Source organism: Microbacterium sp. W4I4, assembly GCF_030816235.1.
In the GTDB taxonomy this organism is placed as follows: domain Bacteria; phylum Actinomycetota; class Actinomycetes; order Actinomycetales; family Microbacteriaceae; genus Microbacterium.
The window spans coordinates 1,847,638-1,870,927 of record NZ_JAUSXT010000001.1 but is presented as its reverse complement, the minus strand read 5'-3'; the positions used below and the strand labels follow the sequence as shown (position 1 = coordinate 1,870,927).

Sequence of the window (23,290 nt, the reverse complement as noted above, 5' to 3'; positions counted from 1 at the left end):
ATCCCCAGGTGGGCACGGGAGAATCGGTGACGTCGAATCGGTTCCCCCCGGAGCCGATAGACTCGACGCCTGACCGTCCGGTGCGAGCCGGACCAGGGAGGGTTGTCCGAGCGGCCGATGGACCTGGTCTTGAAAACCAGTGGGCAGCAATGTCCCGTGGGTTCGAATCCCACACCCTCCGCATTACGTGAAAGGCACTGAGTGAGCGAGTCGAGCAGGCGACGCAGACCCGTCGCGCGTCACGGCCAGCTGCGCTCGCCCGGCGCCACCGGGCAGCTGCTGAAGCTGATCGGGATCGCCATGGCCGTCATCCTCGTCAGCGGATTGGGCGTGGCCGGGTTCGTCGTGGGCGGGTTCCTCAACACCGTCAGCGCCAACGCCGTGGAGCTCGAGGGTCAGAAGGAGATCCCGCCGGACGTCGCCGCGCTCAAGGGCGGCTTCGACATCCTTCTCACCGGCGTCGACACCTGCGAGCCGAAGTACGCGCACCTGTTCGGAAAGCGCTGCACGGGCAAGGACTCCGAAGGCACCCTGAACGACGTGAACCTGCTGGTGCACGTGTCGGACGCGCCGCGCCGCGTCACGGTGGTCAGCTTCCCGCGCGACCTGATGCTGGGCATCCCGTCCTGCACGGATGCCAACGACCGCACGTACTCCTCCATGAGCAAGCAGCCACTCAACGTCTCGTATGAGCACGGCGGCGACGGCGGCGGCCTGAACTGCGTCGTCAAGACGATCTCCGACCTCACGGGCGAGGACATCGAGTTCGCTGCGAAGGTCACCTTCGGCGGTGTCATCGAGATCACGGATGCCATCGGTGGCGTCGACGTATGCCTGGCCACCCCGATCAAGGACCGCTTCACGGGTCTGGACCTGAAGGCCGGCACCCACACCATCAAGGGCCTGGAGGCGCTGCAGTTCCTGCGCACCCGTCACGGCGTGGGCGACGGAAGCGACCTGGGCCGCATCGGCAACCAGCAGCAGTACATGTCGAGTCTGGTGCGCAAACTGATCAGCGGTGAGGTGCTCGGCAATGTCGGCACGGTGCTGAAGCTCGCCGACACCGGTCTGAACAACCTCGAGGCGTCGACCTCGCTCGCGAACCCCATGACGATCGCGCAGATCGCGCTGGCGGTGAAGAGCGTGCCGTTCGAGGACATCGTCTTCGTGCAGTACCCCACCCTGGAGGACCCGGACAACCCCAACAAGGTCGTCCCGAACACGTCCGCGGCGACCACGCTCTGGGATGCCATCACGGCCAACAAGCAGCTGCAGATCACGCACGAGAACACCAACAACGACGGCGTGGTCGTCAAGGAGCCGGTGCCCGGCGCGACGCAGACTCCCACGCCGACCCAGACTCCGGGAGACGTCGTCGAGCTGCCGTCGTCGATCAGGGGCAACTCGGCCGCGGTCGAGACCTGCTCGAACGGCAAGACCCGGGGCTGACCCTCCCGGTCTCGTCGAGACTCCGCTCTCCTGCGGTGACGCGCGTCAGCGCGGCTCGTATCGCACGGGGACGTGCGTCGCGGCGACGATCTCGCGCAGTCGTTCCAGCGCGACGGGAGCCGCGCCGGCGGTCCGCGCCTGCACCAGGACGTTGCCCAGAGCGGTCGCCTCGACGGGGCCCGCGAGCACCGGCAGCCCAGTGCGGTCGGCGGTCGCCTGGCAGAGCAGTCGGTTCAGCGAGCCGCCGCCGACGAGATGGATGCTGTCGACATCGCGACCTGACAGCGCGGATGCCGTGCGCACGGCATCCGCGAACGCCGCGGCGATCGATTCGACGATGCTGCGCGCGAACGCGGGACGCGTGGTCGGGGCGGCATCGCCGATCAGCGCGGCGATTCGAGCCGGCATGTCGCCCGGAGCGCTCAGCGACGGATCGTTCGCGTCGAACAGCGGCACGTCACCGGCGACATCGGATGCCGAGGCGAGCAGGCCGGGCAGATCGATCTCGGCGCCGTCCTCGGCCTCCCAGGCGCGCACGGTTTCGCTGAGCAGCCAGAGCCCCGTGACGTTGTGCAGGAAGCGGATGCGGCCGTCGACGCCGAGCTCGTTGGTGAAGTTCGCGGCGCGCGCGGCATCCGTCACCACCGGCTCGGGCAGCTCCAGCCCGACCAGACCCCACGTGCCACAGGAGATGTACGCGGCGTGGGGTGACGACAGCGGCGCGGCGACGACCGCGGATGCCGTGTCGTGCGACCCCACCGCGACCACGGGCAGCTCCGCGCCGATGCGTGCGACCAGCTCGGGCCGCAGCGTGCCGATCACCGTGCCGGGGTCCACGAGTCGCGGCAGCACCGTCGTGGGGAGGCCGAGCCGCCCCGCCAGCTCGACGTCCCACTGGGAGGTGTGCACGTCGAGCAGTCCGGTCGTCGACGCGTTCGTGCGCTCCGCGACCTGTTCACCGGTGAGCAGGAACGCGATCAGGTCGGGGACGAGCAGTGCGGCATCCGCCTCTGCCAGAGGGGCGTCGACCCGGTACTGGTACAGCGTGTTGAACGGCAGGAACTGCAAGCCGTTTCGGCGGTACAGTTCCGCGAACGGGACGATCGCGTGCACCTCGTCCACGCCGCGCGTGCTGCGGTCGTCGCGGTAGTGGAAGGGCTGTGCGATCAGAATCCCGTCGCGCAGCAGACCGTAGTCGACCGCCCAGGAATCGATGCCGATGCTCTCGATCCCGGGTTCGCGGCGCACGGCCTCGGCGAGCCCGGCCACGACGTTCTCGTACAGGGCGTCGAAGTCCCAGTGCAGTCCGTCCGCATGCTCGACGGGCCCGTTGGGGAAGCGCGTGACGAGTTCGAGCTCGACGCGCCCCTCGCCGACCCGGCCGATCATGACCCGGCCGCTGGTGGCGCCCAGGTCGACGGCGGCGAAGGCGTGCACGGCGGTGTCTGCGTTCACGGTCATGCCCGGCATCCGCTCGCCGGGTGCACCGGATGCTGCCGAGTGCACGGCTCATTCACATGAACGCCCTGTGCACTCGGCGAAGTCCCGTGCTCTCGACGGAGGATGGGGAGCGGCCGCGGGAGGGGGACGGTCATCGCAGGAACGCTGCGGCCACGCCGGAGTCGACGGGGATGTGCAGGCCGGTGGTGCGGGACAGCTCGGGGCCGGTGAGGACGAAGACGGCATCCGCGACGTTCTCGGGCACGACCTCGCGCTTGAGGATCGTCCGGTTCGCGTAGAACTGGCCGAGGTCCTCTTCGGCGACGCCGTAGGTCGCGGCGCGGTTGGCGCCCCAGCCGGAGGCGAAGATTCCCGAGCCGCGCACGACGCCGTCGGGGTTGATGCCGTTGACGCGGATGCCGTACTCGCCGAGTTCCACGGCCAGCAGTCGCACCTGGTGGGCCTGGTCGGCCTTGGTCGCCGAGTAGGCGATGTTGTTCGGACCGGCGAAGACGGAGTTCTTCGAGGAGATGTAGATGATGTCGCCGCCGAGCTTCTGATCGATCAGCACGCGAGCGGCGGCCTTCGAGACGAGGAACGAGCCCTTGGCCATCACATCGTGCTGCAGATCCCAGTCCTTCTCGGTGGTCTCCAGCAGCGGGCGCGACAGAGACAGGCCGGCGTTGTTGACGACGAGGTCGACGCCGCCGAAGGCCAGCACCGCCTCGTCCAGCGCGGCCTGCACAGCATCCGCATCCGCCACGTTCGCGGCCACGCCGATCGCGACGTCCGTGCCGCCGAGCTCGGCGGCCGCGGCCTGCGCCTTCTCCAGATCCAGATCCGCGACGACCACGCAGGCGCCCTCGGCGGCCAGGCGGGTGGCGATGGCCTTGCCGATGCCGGATGCCGCACCCGTGACGAACGCGATGCGACCCTGGTGCGACTTCGGCTTCGGCATCCGCTGCAGCTTGGCCTCCTCGAGCGCCCAGTACTCGATGCGGAACTTCTCGGCATCCGAGATCGGCGCGTAGGTCGACAGCGCCTCGGCGCCGCGCATGACGTTGATCGCGTTCACGTAGAACTCGCCGGCCACGCGTGCGGTCTGCTTGTTCGCGCCGTAGGAGAACATGCCCACGCCCGGGATGAGGACGATCAGCGGGTCGGCGCCGCGGATCGCGGGCCACGCGCCCGCGGCACCAGCAGAGTCGGCGGTCGCGTGCGCGTCGTAGTACGCCTGGTAGTCGGTGCGGTACTCGGCGTGCAGCTCCTGCAGGCGGGCGATCTGCTCGTCGACGGATGCCGTCGCCGGCAGGTCGAGGATCAGCGGCTTGACCTTGGTGCGCAGGAAGTGGTCGGGGCAGCTGGTGCCGAGGGCGGCGAGTTCCGGCGCCTTCTCGGAGGCCAGGAAGTCGGTCACCACGTCGGCGTCGGTGAAGTGCCCGACCATGGGCTTGTCGTGCGAGGCGATGCCGCGGATCGTCGCGGCGAGGGCGGCGGCGCGGGTGCGGCGCTCGGCATCCGCAAGGCGCTCGAAGCCGGGACGGATGCCGCCGAACGGGGCCCCCTTGCCGTTCGCGGCGATGTACTCCGCGGCGGTGTCGATGATCCACAGCGAGTTCGCCTCGGACTCCTCGCTCGTCTCGCCCCACGCGGTGATGCCGTGCCCGCCGAGGATGCAGCCGATGGCATCCGGGTGCTGCGCCTTGATCTCGGCGATGTCCAGACCCAGCTGGAAGCCGGGGCGGCGCCACGGCACCCACACGACCTTCTCGCCGAAGATCTTCGCGGTCAGCTCGGGGCCGTCGGCCGCGGTCGCGATCGCGATACCGGAGTCGGGATGCAGGTGATCCACGTGCGCGGCGTCGACGAGGCCGTGCATCGCGGTGTCGATCGAGGGGGCGGCTCCCCCCTTGCCGTGCAGGCAGTAGTCGAAGGCCGCGACCATCTCGTCCTCGCGGTCCACGCCCGGGTAGACGTCGACGAGTGCGCGCATGCGGTCCAGGCGCAGCACCGCGAGCCCCTGCTCCTTGAGCGTGCCGAGGTCGCCGCCGGAGCCCTTGACCCACAGCAGCTCGACGGGCTCGCCGGTGACCGGGTCGGTCTCGGTGCCCTTGGCGGACGTGTTGCCACCGGCGTAGTTGGTGTTCTTCGCATCCGCGCCGAGGCGGTTCGAGCGCGCGAGGAGAGCAGCGGCGGTGGGGTTGGTCATGAGAGCTCCGTCGATCGAACGTGTGAATCGTTTCAAGAATAGAGGCCTCAGCGCGCGAGCGCAAGGCCGGGAGCTGCCGCGCCATAGGCTGGGGCCATGCAGCATCGCATCCTGGGCCGCACCGGCCGCGACGTGTCTCTGATCGGTCTCGGAACGTGGCAGCTCGGCGCTGACTGGGGCGACGTGAGCGAAGCCGATGCGCGAGCGGTCCTGGACGCGAGCGCGGCGGCCGGAGCCACCTTCTTCGACACCGCCGACGTCTACGGCGACGGACGCAGCGAGTCGCTGATCGGCGCCTGGCGTCGGGACAATCCGGATGCCGAGCTCACGGTCGCCACCAAGATGGGGCGCCGCGTCGATCAGGTCCCGGAGAACTACGTGCTGGACAACTTCCGCGCGTGGACCGATCGCAGTCGGCGCAACCTCGGCATGGACACCCTCGACCTCGTGCAGCTGCACTGCCCGCCGACCGCGGTGTACTCCGACGACGCCGTGTTCGACGCCCTGGACACGCTCGTCGACGAAGGGGCGATCGCGAACTACGGTGTGAGCGTCGAGACCGTCGACGAGGCGCTGACCGCGATCGTGCGCCCCGGTGTCGCGACCGTGCAGATCATCCTCAACGCCTTCCGCCTGAAGCCCCTCGACCGGGTGCTCCCGGCGGCCCGCGAGGCCGGTGTCGGCATCATCGCCCGCGTGCCGCTCGCGAGCGGACTGCTCACCGGCCGCTACACGCACGACACCGTCTTCGCCGCGAACGATCACCGCACGTACAACCGCCACGGCGAGGCGTTCGATCAGGGCGAGACGTTCTCGGGCGTCGATTACGACGACGGCGTCGAAGCCGCCCGGGAGTTCTCCGCACTCGCCGAGAACGCGGGCCTCGCGCCGGCCGCGGCAGCCCTGGCCTGGGTGTCGCAGCTCCCCGGCGTCTCCGCGGTGATCCCCGGCGCACGCAACGTCGCGCAGGCGGAGTCGAACGCCGTCGCCGGGTCGATTCCAGACCTCGGAGCGGAGTTCACCGCATCCGTGCGCGAGATCTACGACCGTCGCCTGCGTGCCGCCGTGCACCCCCGCTGGTGACGGTCGTTCTCAGCCGAGGCGGCCGGGCGTGACCAGCGGCTCGGGACGGTGCACGCCGCGCGGGCGGTAGCCCACAGCATCCGAGAGCTGCAGATAGTCGGCGAGCAGCCAGATGATCGCGCACCACATCTCGGTGCCCTGCAGGCCGGGAACGCCGTCGGGGCCGACGCTGAGCGGAGCGAACGCGAAGCCCGCACCGTCGACCCAGCGGTCCAGCGCCGCGGTGAGCTGACCGCGCGCCCAGGCCGCGCCCTCCCCGCGGCGGTGCCCGGTCTGCTCGGCGGCGAGCCACAGCGGGTGGATGATGTCGAGGATGTTGCAGGCCGTCAGGCCCTCCGGCGTCTCGAGCAGCGGATCGGCGGCGTGCGCGAGCACCGTGTCGATCGCGGCCTCGGGATGCGGCAGCGGCACGCCGAACTGCGCGTACGCGCCGCGGGTCAGCCGGTAGAACCCGTTCACGGCCTGCAGGCGCAGCTCGCTGGAATCGACCGACCCCCACATGCCGGTGGTCGGATCGGCGTGCGCGGTCAGCCAGCCCAAGATCTCGAAGTACGGACCGAAGCCGCCATCGGGCAGGCTGTCGCCATGATCGGCGACGGTGAGTGCGCAGGCCGTCGCGAGGACATCGACCGCGTCGCCGTCGCCCCAGGCGCCGCCCCGCCATTCGCGCCCCGCGAGCGCTGAGGTCACTGCGCCGCCGGTCAGGGAGTGCACGGCGTGGATCGGATGCGGCAGCGCGCCACCCAGCAGATGGATCGCGTAGCCGACGCACAGCACGTGATAATCCGGGGCCGCGGCATCCGGCTCGCTCCCGTCGGGGGAGAACAGGCCGGTCGCGGCATCCTGCAGCGAGGTCAGGCGCTGCAGGAGATCGGCGGTCTCGAACCCGGGCGGCGGGCCGCCGAGCAGGAGGTCGGCGATCTCGATCGCATCGCACCAGGGGCGCACGTCCGCGGCATCCGTCTCGGCGAGAGCCGAGGGACGGTCGACGAACCCGCCGTCCTCGACGCACCTGGCCAGTACTGCCGCGGCCTGAGCGCGCGCGGTGTCGCCGAACGCGCTCAGGGCTGCGCGCAGGTCGGCGTCGCCGGAGGCGTCCACGCGACGATCGCGGATGAGTCGGGCGGGGTTTCCGGCGACGACCGCCCAGTCGGGCACGTCCTTCGTGACGACCGATCCGGCGCCGATCACGACATGGTCGCCCACGGTCAGCCCATCGAGGATCGTGACGCCCGAGCCGATCCAGACGTCGTCGCCGATCCTGATGCCCCTGCTCCAGGTCTCCTGCGTGAACACGGGCGACTCGATCGACATCCGATGGTTGAATCCGAGGATCGAGGTGTGCGCTCCGATCCGCACGCCGTCGCCCATCACCACGTCACCGCGCACGACCGCGAACGGGTTCACGGAGCAGTCCGCGCCGATCGTGAGATCGCCGGTCAGATACGCGAGGGCGGCGACGTAGCTGCGGTCGCCGATGCTCAGGCTGTCGCAGAAGACCGCCGCGGTCGAGGCGATCATCACGCCTTGGCCGATGGTCGCACCGGTCAGTGCGCGCTGTCGATCGGCCTGCAGTGCCCCCTCGGCCGACGCCGGGTCGTACTCCCAGGGCAGGAAGTCGACCCGACGCGGCGCGTCGGATGCCGCGTGCAGCTCCTCGTCCATTCCGCTCCTCCTGCAGAGCCCGTCTATATGGCGCAAACGGCCCTCGAAACCTGCGAAACGGGGCGATTTGCGCCATATAGACGGGCGGGTGGTCAGGCGCCCCAGCCGGCCTGGGTGCCGCCGACGCGGTCGGCGGCGATCTGGGACAGGTAGCCGGATGCCGCGAACGCGGCCATCGGATCTGCGGGAAGGCCCCGCGACTCGCGCCACTCGGCCAGAGCCGGGCGCACGTCGGTGTAGAACGCGTCCATGAACACAGCATTGGCGGCCAGCACGTCGTTGGCGGACTGCGCCTTGGCCAGCGCGTCGCGATCCACGAGCAGTGCCCGAGCCGTCATCTCCTGCACGTTCAGCACCGAGCGGATCTGACCGGGGATCTTGTCCTCGATGTTGTGGCACTGGTCGAGCATGAAGGCCACGTCGGGGTTGTTCAGGCCGCCGCCGCGGACGACCTCGAACAGGATGCGGAACAGCTGGAACGGATCGGCGGCGCCCACGATCAGGTCGTCGTCGGCGTAGAAGCGCGAGTTGAAGTCGAACGAGCCGAGCTTGCCCAGTCGCAGCAGCTGCATGACGATGAACTCGATGTTGGTGCCTGGGGCGTGGTGGCCGGTGTCCAGGCACACCATGGCCTTGTCGCCCAGCGCCGCCACCTGCGCGTAGCTGGTTCCCCAATCCGGAACATCGGTGTGGTAGAACGACGGCTCGAAGAACTTGTACTCCAGCACCAGGCGCTGCTCGTCGCCGAGCCCCGCGTAGATGGTCGACAGCGAGTCGTGGAGGCGGTCCTGACGGGCGCGCATATCGGCCTGGCCGGGGTAGTTCGAGCCCTCGGCGAGCCAGATCTTCAGGTCGCGGCTGCCGGTGGCATCCATCACCTCGATGCACTCGAGGTGATGATCGATCGCCTTGCGGCGCACCGCGGCGTCCTCATGCGTCAGCGCGCCGAACTTGTAGTCCTCGTCCTGGAACGTGTTCGAGTTGACCGTGCCGAGCTGCACGCCGAGGTCCTCGGCGTGCTTGCGCAGATCGCCGAAGTCGCTCATGTCCCACGGGATGTGCAGCGCCACGGCCGGGGCGAGTGCGGTGTACTTGTGAACCTGCGCGGCATCGGAGATCTTCTCGAAGGGGTCGCGCGGCGTGCCAGGCGTGCCGAACACGCGGAACCGGGTGCCGGAGTTGCCGAACGCCCACGAGGGCAGTTCGATCGACTGCTTCTCGAGCTCGGTCAGGATGTCAGGGGTGAGGATGCTCATGATTCGGTGCTTTCTGCTGCAGCCAGCTGTGTTTCGAGGTTGAAGACTTCGGTGAGCGGCGTGGCCGCCTGATCGGGGCGACCTTCGAGGCCGACGAAGAAGCGGCCCATCTCGGCCTCCCAGCGGCCGGCGATCTCGGATGCGGCGAGGTAGGCCTGTGCGGCGGCATCGTCATCGGTCTCGTAGTAGCCGATCAGGCGCCCGCCCTCGGCGAGGAACAGCGAGTAGTTGCGCCGGCCGGACGCGGCGATCTCGGCGAGCATCTCGGGCCGGACCGGCGAGTGCCGGGCGAGGTACTCATCGAGCAGCTCGGGGCGCACCTGCAGCTCGAAGGCGATGCGGGTCACGGTCATCGTGGTTCCTTCCGGAGTTATGAATCGTTTCAGAGACTATCGGCTCGATCCGGCGGATGCAAGAGCCGCGTCTCTGCGATCCGCCGTGATCGGGTCAGGACACCGTCGCCGTACGAGATGCGGTCGTCTCGCGTCTCTGCCGCCGCGGACGGTTGCTGCGCGCATCCACGAGCGAGGCGCCGATCAGCACGACCGCGAGCGCCAGGAACTGCAGCTGTGTGCCGGTGTTGCCTGGCACGACGATGAGGATCGAGGCATTCGTCCAGACGATCAGCAGTGCCGCCAGCACCACGCCGCCGATCCGGCCCACTCCACCGGTGATCGCCACGCCGCCCAGGACCGCGATGGTGATCGCGGGCAGCGCCATGCCGGCCCCGCTCGTCCCGGCATCCGGTCTGGCCGAGGCGAACTGTGCCACGGTGTAGATCGCGACCAGTCCGCTGATCACGCCGGACGCGACGAACGCCATCAACTGCGTGCGGCGGGTGTCGATGCCCGCCCAGCGCGCGGCGGTCTCGTTCGTGCCGACCGCGTACAGTGCCCGTCCATAGGTGGTGCGGTTCAGCACGATCCAGGCGATCACGACCACCGGCAGCAGGAATGTGAACACGCCCAGCGGCACCAGTGGCAGGTAGGCGCCGATCAGCGGCAGCTCGATGGACTGCGCTGCGCTGTACAGGCCCTGGATGCGGCCGCCCGAGACGGGCGAGGCATTGGTGATGACCAGGGCGATGGATGCGAAGGCGTAGTAGGTCGCGAGGGTGGTGATCAGGGCGGGGTAGCCGAAATAGGCGGTCAGCACCCCGTTGACCGCTCCGAGCAGCGCGCCCAGGAGAAGAGCCGCCGTGGCGGCGCCGAGGAAGCTCCACTCGGCGACGCCGTAGAGGATGCCGAAGACCATTCCCACCAGAGACACCATCGAGCCCACCGACAGGTCGATGCTGCCGTTGCCCGTGGTGATCACGAACAGCTCGGCGATCGCCAGCAGCGCCAGCGGCACCAGGTTGATCAGCGCGGATGCGAGATAGTCGGAGTTGAACGAGGCCGACGTGGCTCCCGCGCCGTCGAGGATCGTCATGGCGATGAGCAGGACCAGCAGCAGCACGACGAGCACGCTGCGTCGATCGCTCAGACCTCCATCGGTGAACCAGGTGCGCAGCCGTGCACCGAGCCCGGTGGACTGTGCGGCAGCGCTCATGACTTCCTCCCCGCCTTGCGACGTGCGTGTTCTCGCACCAGGTCGGTGCCGACCGCGATGATGATGAACGCGCCGACGAAGAGCCGGGAGAGCTGCGAGGGCCAGCCCAGCTGCGTCACGCCCACCGCCACGGTCTGCACGAGCAGCGCTCCCAGCAGGGTGCCGACGACCGAGCCCCGCCCGCCCATGATGGAGGTTCCGCCGATGACCACGGCGGCGATCACCTCCAGCTCCCGCCCGTTGCCCACCGACTGATCCAGTGAGGACGTGCCCGAGGCGATCGTGATGCAGGCCGCCAGGCCCACGAGCAGACCGGTGATGCCGTAGACCCACACGAGTCTCGGCTGGACGGAGATGCCGGTGAGGCGCGCGGCTTCGGCGTTGCCGCCGATCGCGTAGAGATTGCGGCCGACGCGCGTGTATCGCAGGAACCACCAGGCGGCGACGACGAGCACGACGACGATCGCGAAGGCGTTCGGCACACCCAGCGTGCTGCCCGCGGCTCCCTTGCCGAAGACGTCGAAGGTGTCGGGGATGCCGTTGACCGTCGACGAGTCGAACACGCGGTATCCGAGGAACAGGAACAGGTTCCACGTGCCGAACGTGATGATGATCGGATGCACCCGGGCGTACGCCACGAGGAACCCGTTGAGCGAGCCGAGCGCGGCGCCCACCACCATCGACACCAGAACGGCCAGGACGAGCGGGATGTCGAAGGAGACCAGCAGCCGTGCCGTGACGACGGCGCAGACCATCGTCATGCCGGCGACCGATACGTCGATGCCGCCGGTGATGATGATGAACGTCATGCCGATGCCGATCAGCGCGACGGGGGCGACGGCGACCAGGAGCGGTCCGATGGAGCCGGGGGAGAGGAACGAGGGCGTGAAGAAGCCCAGCAGCACCCACAGCACGGCGATCACCGCGACCAGCACGATCTCCTGGCCGGTGATCACCGGAGGAAGAATGCGCTTGAGCGAGACGGTCGCCGTCCGCTGTTCGAGCTGCGAGGTCATGCGCTCGCACCGCCTTCCTGATCGGAGTTCTCGGGCTGGCGTGTGGGCGATCCCTCGTGGCCGGCGGCGAGCGCCAGTACATCGCTCTGCGTCGCCGTCGGCGGCAGCTCGGCGACCACGCGGCCGCCGCGGAAGACGATGATCCGATCCGAGACGCGCAGCACCTCGGCGAGGTCGGTCGTGATCATGAGCACGGCGGTGCCGGCATCCGCCAGGGCGGAGACGATCTGATGGATCTCCTCCTTCGCACCGACGTCGACGCCCTGGGTGGGCTCGGCGAGCACCAGCAGATCGGGGCGCTCGACGAGCTGACGGGCGAGAACCACTTTCTGCGCATTGCCGCCGGACATGGCGCGCACGGGCTGACGGGAGCTGGGAGTCTTCACGGCCAGCCGGTCGATGAGGTCCTGCGCGGTGCGACGCTCGCGGCGTCGGCTGATCCAGCCGGGGATGTCGGAGAGCAGGTTCAGGGAGCCGATGGTGATGTTGAACGCGATCGACTGGAACGAGAACGTCCCCTGGCTGGAGCGGTCGGCCGGCAGCATCCGCACGCCGCGGCGTTTGGCCTGCCGCGGGCTGCGGACCGTGTGCGCACTGCCGACGACGCGCATCGTGCCCGAGTCGGGTCGTCGCATCCCGTAGACCACGTCGCCCACTTCGGCGGCGCCGGCGCCGACCAGACCGTAGAGTCCCACGATCTCGTTGCGGCGCACCTCGAAGGTCACGTCGGCGAATGCGCCGTCGAGGGTGAGCCCTTCCAGCGAGAGCATGGTCTCGCCGATGGGCCCGGGGGAGCGGACGCCGCTGGACAGTTCACCGCCGACCATCCGCTCCGCGATGTCGCGCACGGTCAGCTCGCCGATCGGGTCGGTGGAGACGGTGCTGCCGTCGCGCATGATCGTGACGGTGTCGGCGATCTGGAACAGCTCATCGAGGCGGTGCGAGATGTAGATGATGGAGACGCCGTCGGATGCCAGCCGTCGGACGACGCCGAACAGCACGTCGATCTCGCTCTGCGTGAGGATCGCGCTGGGCTCGTCGAGGATGAGTATCCTGGCGTCCTCCAGCAGCGCCTTGGCGATCGACACCTGCTGCTGCTGGGCGATCGACAGGTAGCGCACGGGCTGCGAGGCGACGGCGCGGTTCAGGCCTACGACGTCGAGCAGCTCGAGCATGCGCGGGGCCTGCGCGCGCCAGTCGATCATCGGACCGCGGGTGATCTCCCGCCCGACGAAGAAGTTCTCGGCCACCGACAGATCCTGGAACAGGTGCGGCTCCTGGTACACGGTCTGGATGCCGAGGGCGATCGCGTCACCCGTGCTGTCGATGTGCACCGGGGCGCCGTCGATGCGGATCGTGCCGGTGTCGGCCTGCTCCGCACCGGCGAGGATCTTGATCAGGGTGGATTTGCCCGCACCGTTCTCGCCGACCAGGGCGTGAACGGATCCGGGAGGGACCTCGAGGTCGGCCCCGCGGATCGCCCGCACGCCGCCGTACCGCTTGGATATTCCACTCATCTCGAGTCGGGGCTGCACCATCGCCACTCTCCTGCGTCGGTCTCGGGGGTCGACGCGTGCGCCGCACCGGGGTGGTGCGGCGCACGCGGGCGGACCGTCAGTAGGAGAAGTCTCCTGCGTTGTCCTTCGTGATGACCAGCGGCGGTCCGAGCAGCAGCACCTTCGTGCCGGCGTCGTAGCTCGCGTCCGGAGCGGCCTTCACATCGGGCTCGGCGGGGATCTCCTTGCCCTCGGCCAGCTGCTGGCCGGCCCAGGCGGTGAGGTATCCGAGCGCCTCGACGTCCCACAGCACGGATGCGCTGGAGGAGCCCGCGTCGAGGTACGGCTTCATCGCCTGCGGCGTGCCGAGTCCGACGGTGAAGACCTTGCCGATCTTGCCGGCGTCCGCGACGGCCTGGGCGACACCGGGAGCGCTGGAGGTGCACTCGCCGACGAGTCCGGTCAGGTCGGGGTGGGCGTTCATCAGGTCGGTGGCCATCTGGGTCGCCTTGGCCTGGTCCTCGCCCGCGTAGACGATGTCGACGATCTCGGCATCCGGATACTTCTCTGCCGTGTACTTCTTCTGCACGGCGATCCACGAGTTGAGGTTCTCGGCCGTCTCGCCGCAGGAGACGATGGCGTACTTGCCCTTGCCTCCCATGGCTGTCATGAGCTGATCCGTCAGGGTCTCGCCGATGCCCTCTGTGGAGGCCTGGTTGACGAACAGCTCGCGGACGGAGTCCGGCGCGTCGGTGTCGGCGGTGGCGACACGGATGCCGGCATCCTTGGCCTGCTGCAGCACCGGCGCCATCGAGTTCGGATCGTTGGGAGCGACGAACAGCACGTCGACCTTCTGCTGGATGTACGAGCGGACGATGTCGGCCTGCGCTGCGGCATCGGCCGAGGTCGGACCCTGGTAGAGCCACTTCAGGCCCAGGTCCTTCGCTGCGGCCTGTCCGCCGGTGTTCATGGCCTCGAAGTACGGGATGCCCTGCAGCTTGGGGACGAAGGCGACGGAGACCTCCTTGTTCGAGGTGCCCGGCCCTTCGGATGCGCCATCCGTGCTCCCGCGCTGCGTGCAGCCCGCGAGGGCGGTGGTGGCGAGTGCGGCCACCGCGGTGACGGCGAGGATCTTTCCGATGAACTTCATGCAACCTCCTTGTTGGCGAAACCGGCGGGGCCGGTTCAGCCCCATGGTATTCCGGACCACATAAAGATGTTGTAACGATTCATGCCGCGATTGCGGCGCACCCGGAGGTCCGGGCCACCTGGAGGGAGAGGCGCCCACGAGCATCGGCCCGCCGAGGCCTCTCCGTCCAGGCGACGGCTCAGCGCACCGTCACCTTCACCGGCTTCGACTTCGTGGAACCGGCTGCATTGATGAACTCGGCGACGTACTCGTACGTGCCGGGTGCGCGCCCGGTGATCGCGGTGCTCGCCTGCTGCGCCTTCGGCGTCGCCGCGGTGAGCGACTGCTCGTCGATCAGCGTGCCGTTCTCGTACAGCCGGTAGGAGGTGGCGTTGGTTCCCCACCACAGATCGGCCGTCACCGTGTAGCTGCCGTCCTTGTCCCGGTTGTCATGACTGACGACGGGGACGCCGGGGGCGGCATCCTTCACGGTGACCGAGACGGATGTCGTGGCCGTCGAGCCGTTCGCGTTGATCAGCTCGCCGGTGTACACGTACGTGCCGTTCGACTTGCCGCTCACTGCGACGGTGGTCAGCTGCGCCTGGGGCGAATTCGCATCGAGCAGCTTCGTGGCGATGAGCTCGCCGTTCTCGTACAGACGGAACACCGCGCCGTTGGTCCCGCTCCACAGGTTCATCGACACCGTGTGGTCGCCGTCGTGCAGACCGGTGTCCCACCCGGAGTCGGTCGAGAGCGCGCCGCGTCCGGGCTTGCTGCTCGTGCCCTCGTCGTCGTACACCAACACCGAGACGGATGCCCTGGTCACGAGACCGTCGTGGTTGACCGCGTTCACTGTGAGGGTGTGCGGACCCGCCAGGCCGTCGAGATCGATGACCTGACCGGCTGAGACCGGCTCGCCATCGAACGCGATGTCCAGGTTGCGCACCCCCGACTCGGGGTCGGATGCCGTCACATCGACCGTGAGGTCGGACGTGCTGGCCAGCAGGCTGCCCTCGGCCGGCAGGCCGGCGAGCACGGGAGCGGTGGTGTCCGAAGCCCCGGTCGGGTCTCCGGTCACCGCGATCCGCGGGGCCGCAGGCTGCTGCATCCCGTCGCCCAGGAAGAAGCTGGTCTGCGGCGGCTGGTTGTAGCCGGTGTTCTGCCATGCGACGGACAGTCGGTACACGGGGTCGTGCATCAGCGTGCGCAGACGCAGCTCGGTGGCATCCGTCGTGGAGTAGATGCGCAGTTCGCTCGAGTCGTCTGAGCGCCAGGCGATCTCCTCCCGCCAGTCGCCGAACAGGTCGGCCTGCAGGTTCGGCGTGCCCTTGGTGCCGTTGTTCGACTGGGCGCCGTCGGCCTTCAGGAGCACATCCTCCGACTCGGTGTCCCAGTTCCACTTCGAGATCGTCGGCACGCCCTGCGACGTGTCGGCGTTCCAGTCGTGGTCGACGATCTCGCGCAGCGGGTCACCGTCGAACCAGGCCAGGAAGTTGGCCGCCGGGATCTTCTCGGCGATGAGCTCGCCGGTCGAGGACGTCAGCTGGCCGACGGGAGAGTCCCAGGCGGCGTCTCCGCCGATCGCCCAGCCCTCGGCGCCCTCGTATCGCGGGTCGATGTCGCCGGCGGCGGCGCGGCCGGTGTCCTTGAGCGCCGGGATCGACCAGAGCACCTCGCCGGTGCGCGCATCGCGCATGGTCGCTCCCCGGTTCTCCGAGTTGCCCATGTCCTCGTGGGCCGCGAACACCTCCAGGCCGGGACGCGACGGGACCAGGTCCGAGACGTGCAGCGCATCGCCATGACCGAGACCCGTCGAGTACAGCAGCGTGCCGTCGTCATCGACCGTGGCCGAGCCGAACACGATCTCGTCCTTCTGATCGCCGTCGACATCCGCCACCGACAGGTTGTGGTTGCCCATGCTGTAGAAGCCCTCGTTGCCGGGGTCGTTCGAATCGAGCACCCAGCGCTCATGCAGCTCGGCACCGTCGAAGTCGTACGCGGCCATCACCGCGCGGGTGTAGTAGCCGCGGCTGAAGATCGCGGACGGGTGCTCGCCGTCCAGGTAGGCGGTCGCCGCGAGGAACCGGTCGACCCGGTTGCCGTAGGTGTCGCCCCACGCACCGACGTCACCGCGCGGCGGCGTGTAGTCGATCGTGTCGACAGCCGTGCCCGTCGCGCCGTCGAAGACCGTGAGGTACTCCGGTCCGGTCAGCACGTAGCCCGAGCTGTTCCGGTGGTCGGCGCCGGCGTTGCCGATCGGCTGGCCTGCGCCGTCGATCGTGCCGTCGGCGGTCTTGGCCATGACCTCGGCACGCCCGTCGCCGTCGTAGTCGAACACCTGGAACTGCGTGTAGTGCGCGCCGGCCCGGATGTTGACGCCCATGTCGATGCGCCACAGACGCGTGCCGTCGAGCCGGTAGGCGTCGAGGTAGACGTTGCCGGTGTAACCGGCCTGGGAGTTGTCCTTGGAGTTCGTGGGGTCCCACTTCACGATCAGCTCGTACTGGCCGTCGCCGTCCACATCGCCGACGCTCGTGTCGTTGGCCCGGTACGAGTAGGGCTGGCCGTCCTTCGTGTACGCGTCGGCGGGGCGATCCAGCGGCACCGAGAGGTAGTCGCCGTCCCGCACGCCGAACTCGTCGGTCTCGGTGGTCTCGACCTCGCCCAGCACCTTCGTGACGAAGTACGTCGCATCCGCCGACCCGGCCTTGTCGAGGTAGTTCGTCGAGTCCGTGATCGGCTCGTCGGTGATGCGCTTCCCGTCGCGATAGACGTGGAAGGCGACCTCGTCGGGGTCGGTGCCCAGCATCCGCCACGACACCAGGTTGCCGTCATCGGTTCGCACGGCGACGGGAGCCCGGTCGAGGTATTCGGCCTGGCGCTGCAGCACGGTGGCGGCATCCGTCGTCAGCTGCGCGGATGCCGTGCCCGCACCGCCCGCGTTCACCCCCACCACCGTGTAGTGGTACGGGATCGTGGTGAGCACGTCGGTGTCGGTGAAGCGGTTGGTGGCCGTGAATCCGACCAGCTCGCCGCGCTCGCCGGCGATCTCGGAGCGGAACACCATCGCGTACAGCGCGGTGCTCGGCTGCGCCCATGAGATCTCCACCTCGCGCTTGTCGAGGCGATCGACGGCCAGGCCGGTCGGCGCACCCGGGGTGGTCACGTCGGGGTCGACGAAGGACACGTCGACGGATGCCGACGGCACCGACTCCAGCCCGGTCTGGTCGACTGCGGTGACGTGGTACGAGTAGTCCAGCCCGATCCGGGCCGTGGTGTCCGTGAAGGATGCCGTGGTCGTCTCGCCGACCCTGGTCGCCTTCTTGTCGAACTCCGAGGTGCGGTACACGTTCCAGGTCACGTCCGCGTCGCTCGTCCAGTCCAGCTGGACTGCGGGCGCGGCCGGGTCGGCGTTGACATCCGTCACTTGCAGGCCGATCGGTCCCAGCAGGATCGGCGTGATCTCCAGGCCGTTCAGACGGGTGCCGGCTGCCGCGCCGTAGGCGCGCACGGTCAGCTGTCCATCGGCGACCAGCACCGGACCGCGCACGGACTCGTTGACGGAGCCCTTGCCGGCGTTGCCGCTGCCGAAGGCGCGACCTTCGAGGTCGAAGTTCGTGCGCGTGGAGCCGATCCAGTCGCCCGAGTAGGTTTTCACCGAGTAGGTGCCGTTCGGCACATCGAGCAGGAACTCGCTGGAATCACCCGGCAGCACGAAGTCGCGCAACAGGTCGTTCGATCCGTCGGCGGCGCCGCGGTCACGGCCGGCGTTGGCGGGCAGCGGGGTCGCGAAGCCGAACCCGGCCTCGGCGCTGTACCCGGCATCGGGGTTGACCTCGGTGTAGCCGGCCATCAGCGGGTTGCCGGCCAGCTGGAAGTCGAACTTCCACCTCGCTTGCTTGGTGGTGAACGTCACCACCTCCGAGGGCTCCGAGTCGCCGCGGCCGTTCACCGCGATGACGCGATAGCGGTATCCGGTGCCCTCGGCCAGCCCCTGCACGATGGCGGAGTTCTGCGTCGTCGTGGTCACCAGCGCCCACTGCGGGTCGGGGTCGGCCACGGCCTGACGCTCGATGCGGTAGATGTCGGCGCCGGGCGAGGCCTGCCACTGCAGCACGGCCCCGGCGTTCGAGATGGAGCCCGCGACGAGATGCTGTGGCGCGGAGGGAACCTCGGCGGGCGGGTCGATGTCGATGACCTTCGCGGCCAGCGGGTCATCGAGGTCCACGACGTCCTGCGCGATCAGTCGGGCAATCTGGATGGCGCCGTACTCCTGGAAGTGCGTGTCGTCCTGGGTGCCCGAGGGGCGGTTCGGGAAGATGCCAGGGTCGACCCACAGGAACACGGCCTTCGCGGCCTCCGGCCCGATCTGGTCGAGGTACGCACGGCTGGATGCCGACAGGTCGACGAGCAGCACGTTCTCCTCGGCGGCGAGCTCCTTCATCTTGTCGACGTACTCGGGGAAGCTCACGTTGAACAGCCCGGTGTCGGCGTTGAAGCTGCGCCGCGAGACCGGGGTGACCAGCACGGGTGTGGCGCCACGCTGGCGAGCCCCCTGCACGTAGGTGCGGAGGTACTCCTTGTAGTCAGCGGGGCTGGCGTAGCGGTCGTCGACGCCCTGGGTCGCGTCGTTGTGGCCGAACTGGGTGAACAGGTAGTCGCCGGGGCGGATGCCGCGAAGGATGTCGTCGAGTCGACCCTGGCTGATGAAGTTCTTCGAGCTCCGTCCGCCGATCGCATGGTTGGCGAAGGCGATGTCGTCGGCGAAGAACCGGTCGATCATCTGGCCCCAGCCCGCCTGCGGAGCGTATGCCGAGCCGTCATAGGTCTGGACGGTCGAGTCCCCGGCGATGTATGCCGTGGGGATCGCCCCGGCGAGCCGCTTCGGCTGCCGGATGATGGTCAGCGCATCGAGCGCCGCGGCGTCACCGCTGACCTGGAAGGTCAGCCGGCCGTCGACCAGGGCGATCGGGAACGCCATCTCGAGGTACTCGCCGGCGGGCTTCGCGGTCGCCTGCACCTTCGCCATGCCCTCGGCGGTGATGGCGATGTCGCTCGCGGTCGTGCGGTCGCCGGCGATCAGCTGCACGGTGTAGTCCCCGGCGCCGAGCTGCACCTCGAAGATGCCGCCCTGGGCTGCCACGTGGTCATCGCGCAGCGGATCGTCTCCGCCGCGGTCCACGTCCGGAGACTCCGCGGTGGGTGCGGTGCTGAAGCCGTAGCCCCACTCGTCGGAGTAGGCGGTGGTGGAGGTGACGGCGAGAGCGCCGTCGGCGACGGCACCGGGGCCGAAGTCGAACACGACCCGATCGCCAGTGGGCAGCGGCGCGGGCGCGGTGTAGACCGGGGAGACGACGGGGTCGGATGCCGCCGACGAGCCGGCCGTGTTGCGCGCCGTGACTCGGTACGACCACGCGCGGGTGGTGTCGACGACGTCGACGTGCACGAGGTCGGTCGTGGTCGCGATGGGCGTGAACACGCCGTCGTCGCCGGCTCGTTCCAGCACGTACTCGGCGGCGTTGACGGCCGCCGACCAGCTGAGCGAGATGTCGGTCTTCGTCACCTTCGTCACGGTGAGACCGGTCGGCGCCGCGGGGACGGCCAGTGCGGGGATGACCCCGCTGCGAACGCCATCCGTGGGCGCCGAGACGGCTCCGTACGGGCTCACCGCCTGCACCGTGTACGCGAAGGAGTCGCCTTCGGTCACGTCGGAGTCGGTGAACGAGGTCTTGTCTGTCTCGACGATCTGCTTGAACTCTCCGACGACGTCACCGACGACGTCCGCGCGCAGCACTCGGTAGGAGCTAGCGCCGTCCCCGGCGCCCCAACTCAGGTCGACGGAGTCCCATGCCACGCGGGTCACGGTGAGGTCGGCGGGGGTCGCCGGCACGACCGGAGTGACGACGAGCCCGTTGACATAGGCGCCCAGCCCGCTGCCGGTGAATCCGGCGGTGAGCTGGCCGTCCTCGACTGCGGTCCGGAACGTCTGCGTGGTCGTGCCGCCCTTCTCGGTGGTCAGTCGAGTCTGCGCGACGCCTTCGAGCGCCACGGTCGCGTTCGTGCCCGAGGTGCCGGCGAGCGCGTCGCCGATCGACACGGTGACGTCGTACTCGCCGGCGGGCACGGCATCGAGCAGGAAGCCCCAGTCGGTGCCCGCGACGAAGTCCTCGGCCACCGGCTCTGCCGGGGTGCGGTTGCCGGTGCGATTGCGGTCGAACAGTGCGACGCCGTCTGCGACGGTCACCCCCCAGCCCGACTCGGCGGTGTACAGCGAGGTGGTGAGCACCTGCTGGTATCCCTCGGCCACGGGGCTGGTCGAGGTGCCGAAGTCGAAGCGCCAACTGCCGTCATCGGCAGGGGCGAGCGCGGCGGCGGCGGGCGATGCGGTGAGGACTGCGCCGATGAGAGCGGCCGTCGTCGCGACCGCGAGGGTGCTTCGGGTGCGTCGTGCGAAGAACGATCCTGCAGAACGGGTGGGATGATCCACGATTCCTCCTTGGGCGTCGCTGTCGAAGGGGGTCTGACGGTCACCGCAGCAGCGCGATGCGCATCATGGAAGCCGGGACGCGTACGAACGACGGTCCCGTGATCCAACCTTCGGAAAACGTATTCCCAAAGGGTTGATCATGATCCTTGCATGTCGCGCATCAGCAGGGCAAGCATTTTCTGACACGTTTCACATCGGACCTCGTTGCGGCGCTGCGTCGCACGCAATCGTCGAGCCACCAGGCAATCGACGAGCCACACACGCAACCAGCGCGTGCTTGCGTGGTGGCTCGCGGGTCAGATGGTGGCTGGGCGGGTGCGCGTCCGCACGCTGACCGCTCGCACGACACCCCGCGCGGCATCCCCGCGCTGCGTCATCGCGTCCGGCAGCCACACCGTGCTCTCCATGGACAGCGGCAGCACGTGCAGCGTGACGGTGCTGCCGGCATCCGCTCCGACGTCGCGCAGCGACACCGACCAGCGCGTGCCGTCCCAGAAGCGGTCATCGACCGTCCTGCCGTCCACCCGCAGCTGCGCGGTGTCGCCGGCCCAGTCGATGTCGAGCACGGCATCGCCGTCGCCGGCGGGGAGATCCAGGGCGAAGACGGCTGCCAGGTCGTCGAAGACCTCGGCGGTCGGGGCGAGGTGCCCGCGCTCCGCCGAAGCCGTGGTCGGCGGGCACCTCGGCGGCATCCCGCATCCGTCGGATGCCGACGGGCCGCGCCGGCTCCGGCCCGATCGCCGGCGCCGAGACCCACGCCCGCGTGGCCGGATCGAACCGGCGCAGGTACACGGCATCCCGCGCCTCGACGGTCGTGCCGTCCCAGAGCAGCTGCCCGTCGCACTGCCACAGCTCGTCGCCGAGCACCCAGGCATCGCCCGCGTCCGCGAGCACCAGCAGCGACAGCCCGCCGATCTCGAGCGCGCCCGGGGTCACGATGACGGGTGCGAGATCGCCGACGGCGACCTCGACCGGGATGCCGGCATCGGCCGTCAGCACGAGCGTGCCGTCCGGCAGAACCGTGAGAGCGGATGCCGTGGCCCACCGCAGTCGCGCGTCGCCGAACCGCAGACCCACCGGCCAGCGGGCGATCGTGCCGGCCGGGATGTCGACGGGCATGCTCGGCAGCAGCAGCGTCTCGCCGTCCAGCTCGACCTGCAGCTGCACGTCGAGAACGTCCTGCACGGGTTCGTGCGGGGGACGGTGCGGCTGGTGATGCGTGATGACGCAGAAGCCCTCCGACCCGTTCGAGCGCAGCGCCCAGCGCGGTGTCCTGGTGTCGTCCAGCCCGGTCGCCTGCAGTGCGGGCAGGCTCGAGGTCATCTCGCCGAGCCGGTCGCCGAAGGCGGCCAGGAAAGCGTGCTGCGCGCGCAGCAGCGCAGCGGACTCGTGCAGATCACCGGACTGGCCGATCGGCGCGTGGAAGTCGTAGCTCCACTCGGTCATGTCGTTCGGATAGCCGGTGGCCTGCGTCTCCTGCATCCCCGGGCCCGGATTGCGGCCGCCGACGAACATGTAATAGCCCTGCCAGGCCGAGCCGTTGCCGATCTTCCCCTGGGCGAGCGCGGCCACATCGCGGCCGCTGAGCACCGGGCGGCGGTGATAGGCCGTGGCCATGCCGCTGCCGAGCTCGCAGGTCGCCGGCGGGAAGCCACCGAGCGGGTCGGATGCCGGCGCCGTCGCAACCGCGGCGTCGAAGCCCTGCGTGGCGCGCACATCGGCGCCGACGCCCGGGTCGTCCCAGGTGTGAGAGGGGAAGTAGTGCGCACGGAAAGAGGAGTCCCAGTCGTCGGCGGGATCGGCCCAGAATCCGTCGCCGTACCCGCCGAACAGCGGCATGACCTCGCCGGGAGGCAGCTGTGCGCCACCCCAGGCGGTCGCGGTCCACAGCGGAGCGGACATCCCGGCATCCCGAGCCATCCGCTTGAGGGTGACCAGATGCTCGGGCCGGTCGTAGAGCTCGTTCTCGAGCTGGATCGCCACGACGGGGCCACCCGGCCGCACGCGTCCGTCGAGATTCTCCGCCAACTGGCCGAACCACTCGGCGACCAGTTCGAGATAGCCCGGATCGTCGCTGCGGTGCTCGACGTCGGCCGCCTGCACCCAGTCGGGGAACCCGCCGTTGCGCGCCTCGCCGTGCGCCCACGGGCCGATCCGCAGCACGACCTCGAGCCCGGCCGCAGCGCATGCGTCGATGAAGGCGCCGACATCGCGATTGCCGTCGAAATGCGCGACGCCGCGTTCGGGGGAGTGGTGCAGCCAGAGCACATAGGCGGATGCCAGGGTGATGCCGTTCGCGCGCATCTGGCGCACCCGCTCGGCCCAGCGCTCGCGGGGCAGCCGGCTGAAGTGGACCTCGCCCGACACCGGCACGACCGGCACGCCGTCGCGCAGCACGGCGCGGTCGGTCACGGTGATGCCGAGCGCCGCCTCGGCGGGCTCGGGCAGAGGACTGGCGGATGCCGCAGCGGCCCACCCGCGGTGCCTGACGGAGTGGATCATCGTCCGT

Annotated in this window: 13 protein-coding genes, 1 tRNA gene and 2 pseudogenes; 3 read left to right on the top strand and 13 right to left on the bottom strand. The window is 69.4% G+C overall.

What is annotated here, in order from left to right:
* Positions 1-96 precede the first annotated feature (96 nt).
* Together QF046_RS08865 and QF046_RS08860 are read left to right on the top strand one after the other, a co-directional pair.
* Positions 97-181 (top strand) — tRNA-Ser (locus QF046_RS08865).
* Positions 182-201: 20 nt separating this feature from the next.
* Positions 202-1,449 carry an LCP family protein gene (locus QF046_RS08860; RefSeq protein ID WP_307368663.1) on the top strand — a complete coding sequence of 416 codons (1,248 nt, stop codon included), beginning with the start codon at positions 202-204 and terminating at the stop codon, positions 1,447-1,449.
* A gap of 45 nt (positions 1,450-1,494) precedes the next feature.
* Here the strand turns inward: QF046_RS08860 and QF046_RS08855 are convergent, their stop codons facing one another.
* Positions 1,495-2,910 carry a rhamnulokinase family protein gene (locus QF046_RS08855; protein WP_307368659.1) on the bottom strand — a complete coding sequence of 472 codons (1,416 nt, stop codon included), beginning with the start codon at positions 2,908-2,910 and terminating at the stop codon, positions 1,495-1,497.
* Positions 2,911-3,040: 130 nt separating this feature from the next.
* Entirely contained in the window at positions 3,041-5,098 is a 2,058-nt protein-coding gene (locus QF046_RS08850; protein ID WP_307368656.1) for a bifunctional aldolase/short-chain dehydrogenase, read from the bottom strand.
* 96 nt (positions 5,099-5,194) lie between these two features.
* Here QF046_RS08850 and QF046_RS08845 point away from each other — a divergent pair, with 96 nt between their 5' ends.
* A complete protein-coding gene (locus tag QF046_RS08845) occupies positions 5,195-6,181 on the top strand; it encodes an aldo/keto reductase (protein ID WP_307368653.1) in 987 nt (328 codons plus the stop codon).
* 9 nt (positions 6,182-6,190) lie between these two features.
* Here QF046_RS08845 and QF046_RS08840 read toward each other — a convergent pair whose 3' ends face one another.
* The 11 genes and pseudogenes from QF046_RS08840 to QF046_RS08795 form a co-directional block, all read right to left on the bottom strand.
* A complete protein-coding gene (locus tag QF046_RS08840; RefSeq protein WP_307368651.1) occupies positions 6,191-7,846 on the bottom strand; it encodes a DapH/DapD/GlmU-related protein in 1,656 nt (551 codons plus the stop codon).
* Positions 7,847-7,938: 92 nt separating this feature from the next.
* Entirely contained in the window at positions 7,939-9,102 is a 1,164-nt protein-coding gene (rhaI, locus tag QF046_RS08835) for an L-rhamnose isomerase (RefSeq protein WP_307368647.1), read from the bottom strand.
* On the bottom strand, positions 9,099-9,449 hold the full coding sequence (locus QF046_RS08830; protein WP_373425755.1) for an L-rhamnose mutarotase: 351 nt from the start codon (positions 9,447-9,449) through the stop codon (positions 9,099-9,101). The genes rhaI and QF046_RS08830 overlap by 4 nt, the downstream gene beginning before the upstream one ends.
* Before the next feature lie 100 nt (positions 9,450-9,549).
* On the bottom strand, positions 9,550-10,653 hold the full coding sequence (locus tag QF046_RS08825; protein ID WP_307368641.1) for an ABC transporter permease: 1,104 nt from the start codon (positions 10,651-10,653) through the stop codon (positions 9,550-9,552).
* Positions 10,650-11,669: an ABC transporter permease gene (locus QF046_RS08820; protein ID WP_307368638.1), complete on the bottom strand. Its 1,020-nt coding sequence runs from the start codon at positions 11,667-11,669 to the stop codon at positions 10,650-10,652. The genes QF046_RS08825 and QF046_RS08820 overlap by 4 nt, the downstream gene beginning before the upstream one ends.
* Positions 11,666-13,207, bottom strand: a complete 1,542-nt coding sequence (locus QF046_RS08815; RefSeq protein WP_307368634.1) for a sugar ABC transporter ATP-binding protein — start codon at positions 13,205-13,207, stop codon at positions 11,666-11,668. Before QF046_RS08815 ends, QF046_RS08820 begins: the two co-directional genes overlap by 4 nt.
* Before the next feature lie 76 nt (positions 13,208-13,283).
* Entirely contained in the window at positions 13,284-14,315 is a 1,032-nt protein-coding gene (locus tag QF046_RS08810) for an autoinducer 2 ABC transporter substrate-binding protein (protein WP_307368631.1), read from the bottom strand.
* Positions 14,316-15,363: 1,048 nt separating this feature from the next.
* Positions 15,364-17,280: pseudogene (locus QF046_RS18300) on the bottom strand (rhamnogalacturonan lyase); the annotation flags it as partial.
* A gap of 981 nt (positions 17,281-18,261) precedes the next feature.
* Positions 18,262-20,781 (bottom strand): annotated as a pseudogene (locus QF046_RS18295) (SGNH/GDSL hydrolase family protein); the annotation flags it as partial.
* A gap of 296 nt (positions 20,782-21,077) precedes the next feature.
* Positions 21,078-21,347 carry a hypothetical protein gene (locus QF046_RS08800; protein ID WP_307368625.1) on the bottom strand — a complete coding sequence of 90 codons (270 nt, stop codon included), beginning with the start codon at positions 21,345-21,347 and terminating at the stop codon, positions 21,078-21,080.
* Complete coding sequence (locus QF046_RS08795) at positions 21,283-23,283, bottom strand: beta-galactosidase (protein WP_307368622.1); 2,001 nt, start codon at positions 23,281-23,283, stop codon at positions 21,283-21,285. Before QF046_RS08795 ends, QF046_RS08800 begins: the two co-directional genes overlap by 65 nt.
* Positions 23,284-23,290: the final 7 nt, after the last annotated feature.

Bases quoted from the DNA above. Each gene is read 5' to 3' on its own strand.
- QF046_RS08820 (WP_307368638.1), bottom strand. From the start codon at position 11,669: ATGACCTCGCAGCTCGAACAGCGGACGGCGACCGTCTCGCTCAAGCGC.
- QF046_RS08855 (WP_307368659.1), bottom strand. From the start codon at position 2,910: ATGACCGTGAACGCAGACACCGCCGTGCACGCCTTCGCCGCCGTCGAC.
- QF046_RS08825 (WP_307368641.1), bottom strand. From the start codon at position 10,653: ATGAGCGCTGCCGCACAGTCCACCGGGCTCGGTGCACGGCTGCGCACC.
- QF046_RS08815 (WP_307368634.1), bottom strand. From the start codon at position 13,207: ATGGTGCAGCCCCGACTCGAGATGAGTGGAATATCCAAGCGGTACGGC.
- QF046_RS08795 (WP_307368622.1), bottom strand. From the start codon at position 23,283: ATGATCCACTCCGTCAGGCACCGCGGGTGGGCCGCTGCGGCATCCGCC.
- QF046_RS08850 (WP_307368656.1), bottom strand. From the start codon at position 5,098: ATGACCAACCCCACCGCCGCTGCTCTCCTCGCGCGCTCGAACCGCCTC.
- QF046_RS08810 (WP_307368631.1), bottom strand. From the start codon at position 14,315: ATGAAGTTCATCGGAAAGATCCTCGCCGTCACCGCGGTGGCCGCACTC.
- QF046_RS08845 (WP_307368653.1), top strand. From the start codon at position 5,195: ATGCAGCATCGCATCCTGGGCCGCACCGGCCGCGACGTGTCTCTGATC.
- rhaI (WP_307368647.1), bottom strand. From the start codon at position 9,102: ATGAGCATCCTCACCCCTGACATCCTGACCGAGCTCGAGAAGCAGTCG.
- QF046_RS08840 (WP_307368651.1), bottom strand. From the start codon at position 7,846: ATGGACGAGGAGCTGCACGCGGCATCCGACGCGCCGCGTCGGGTCGAC.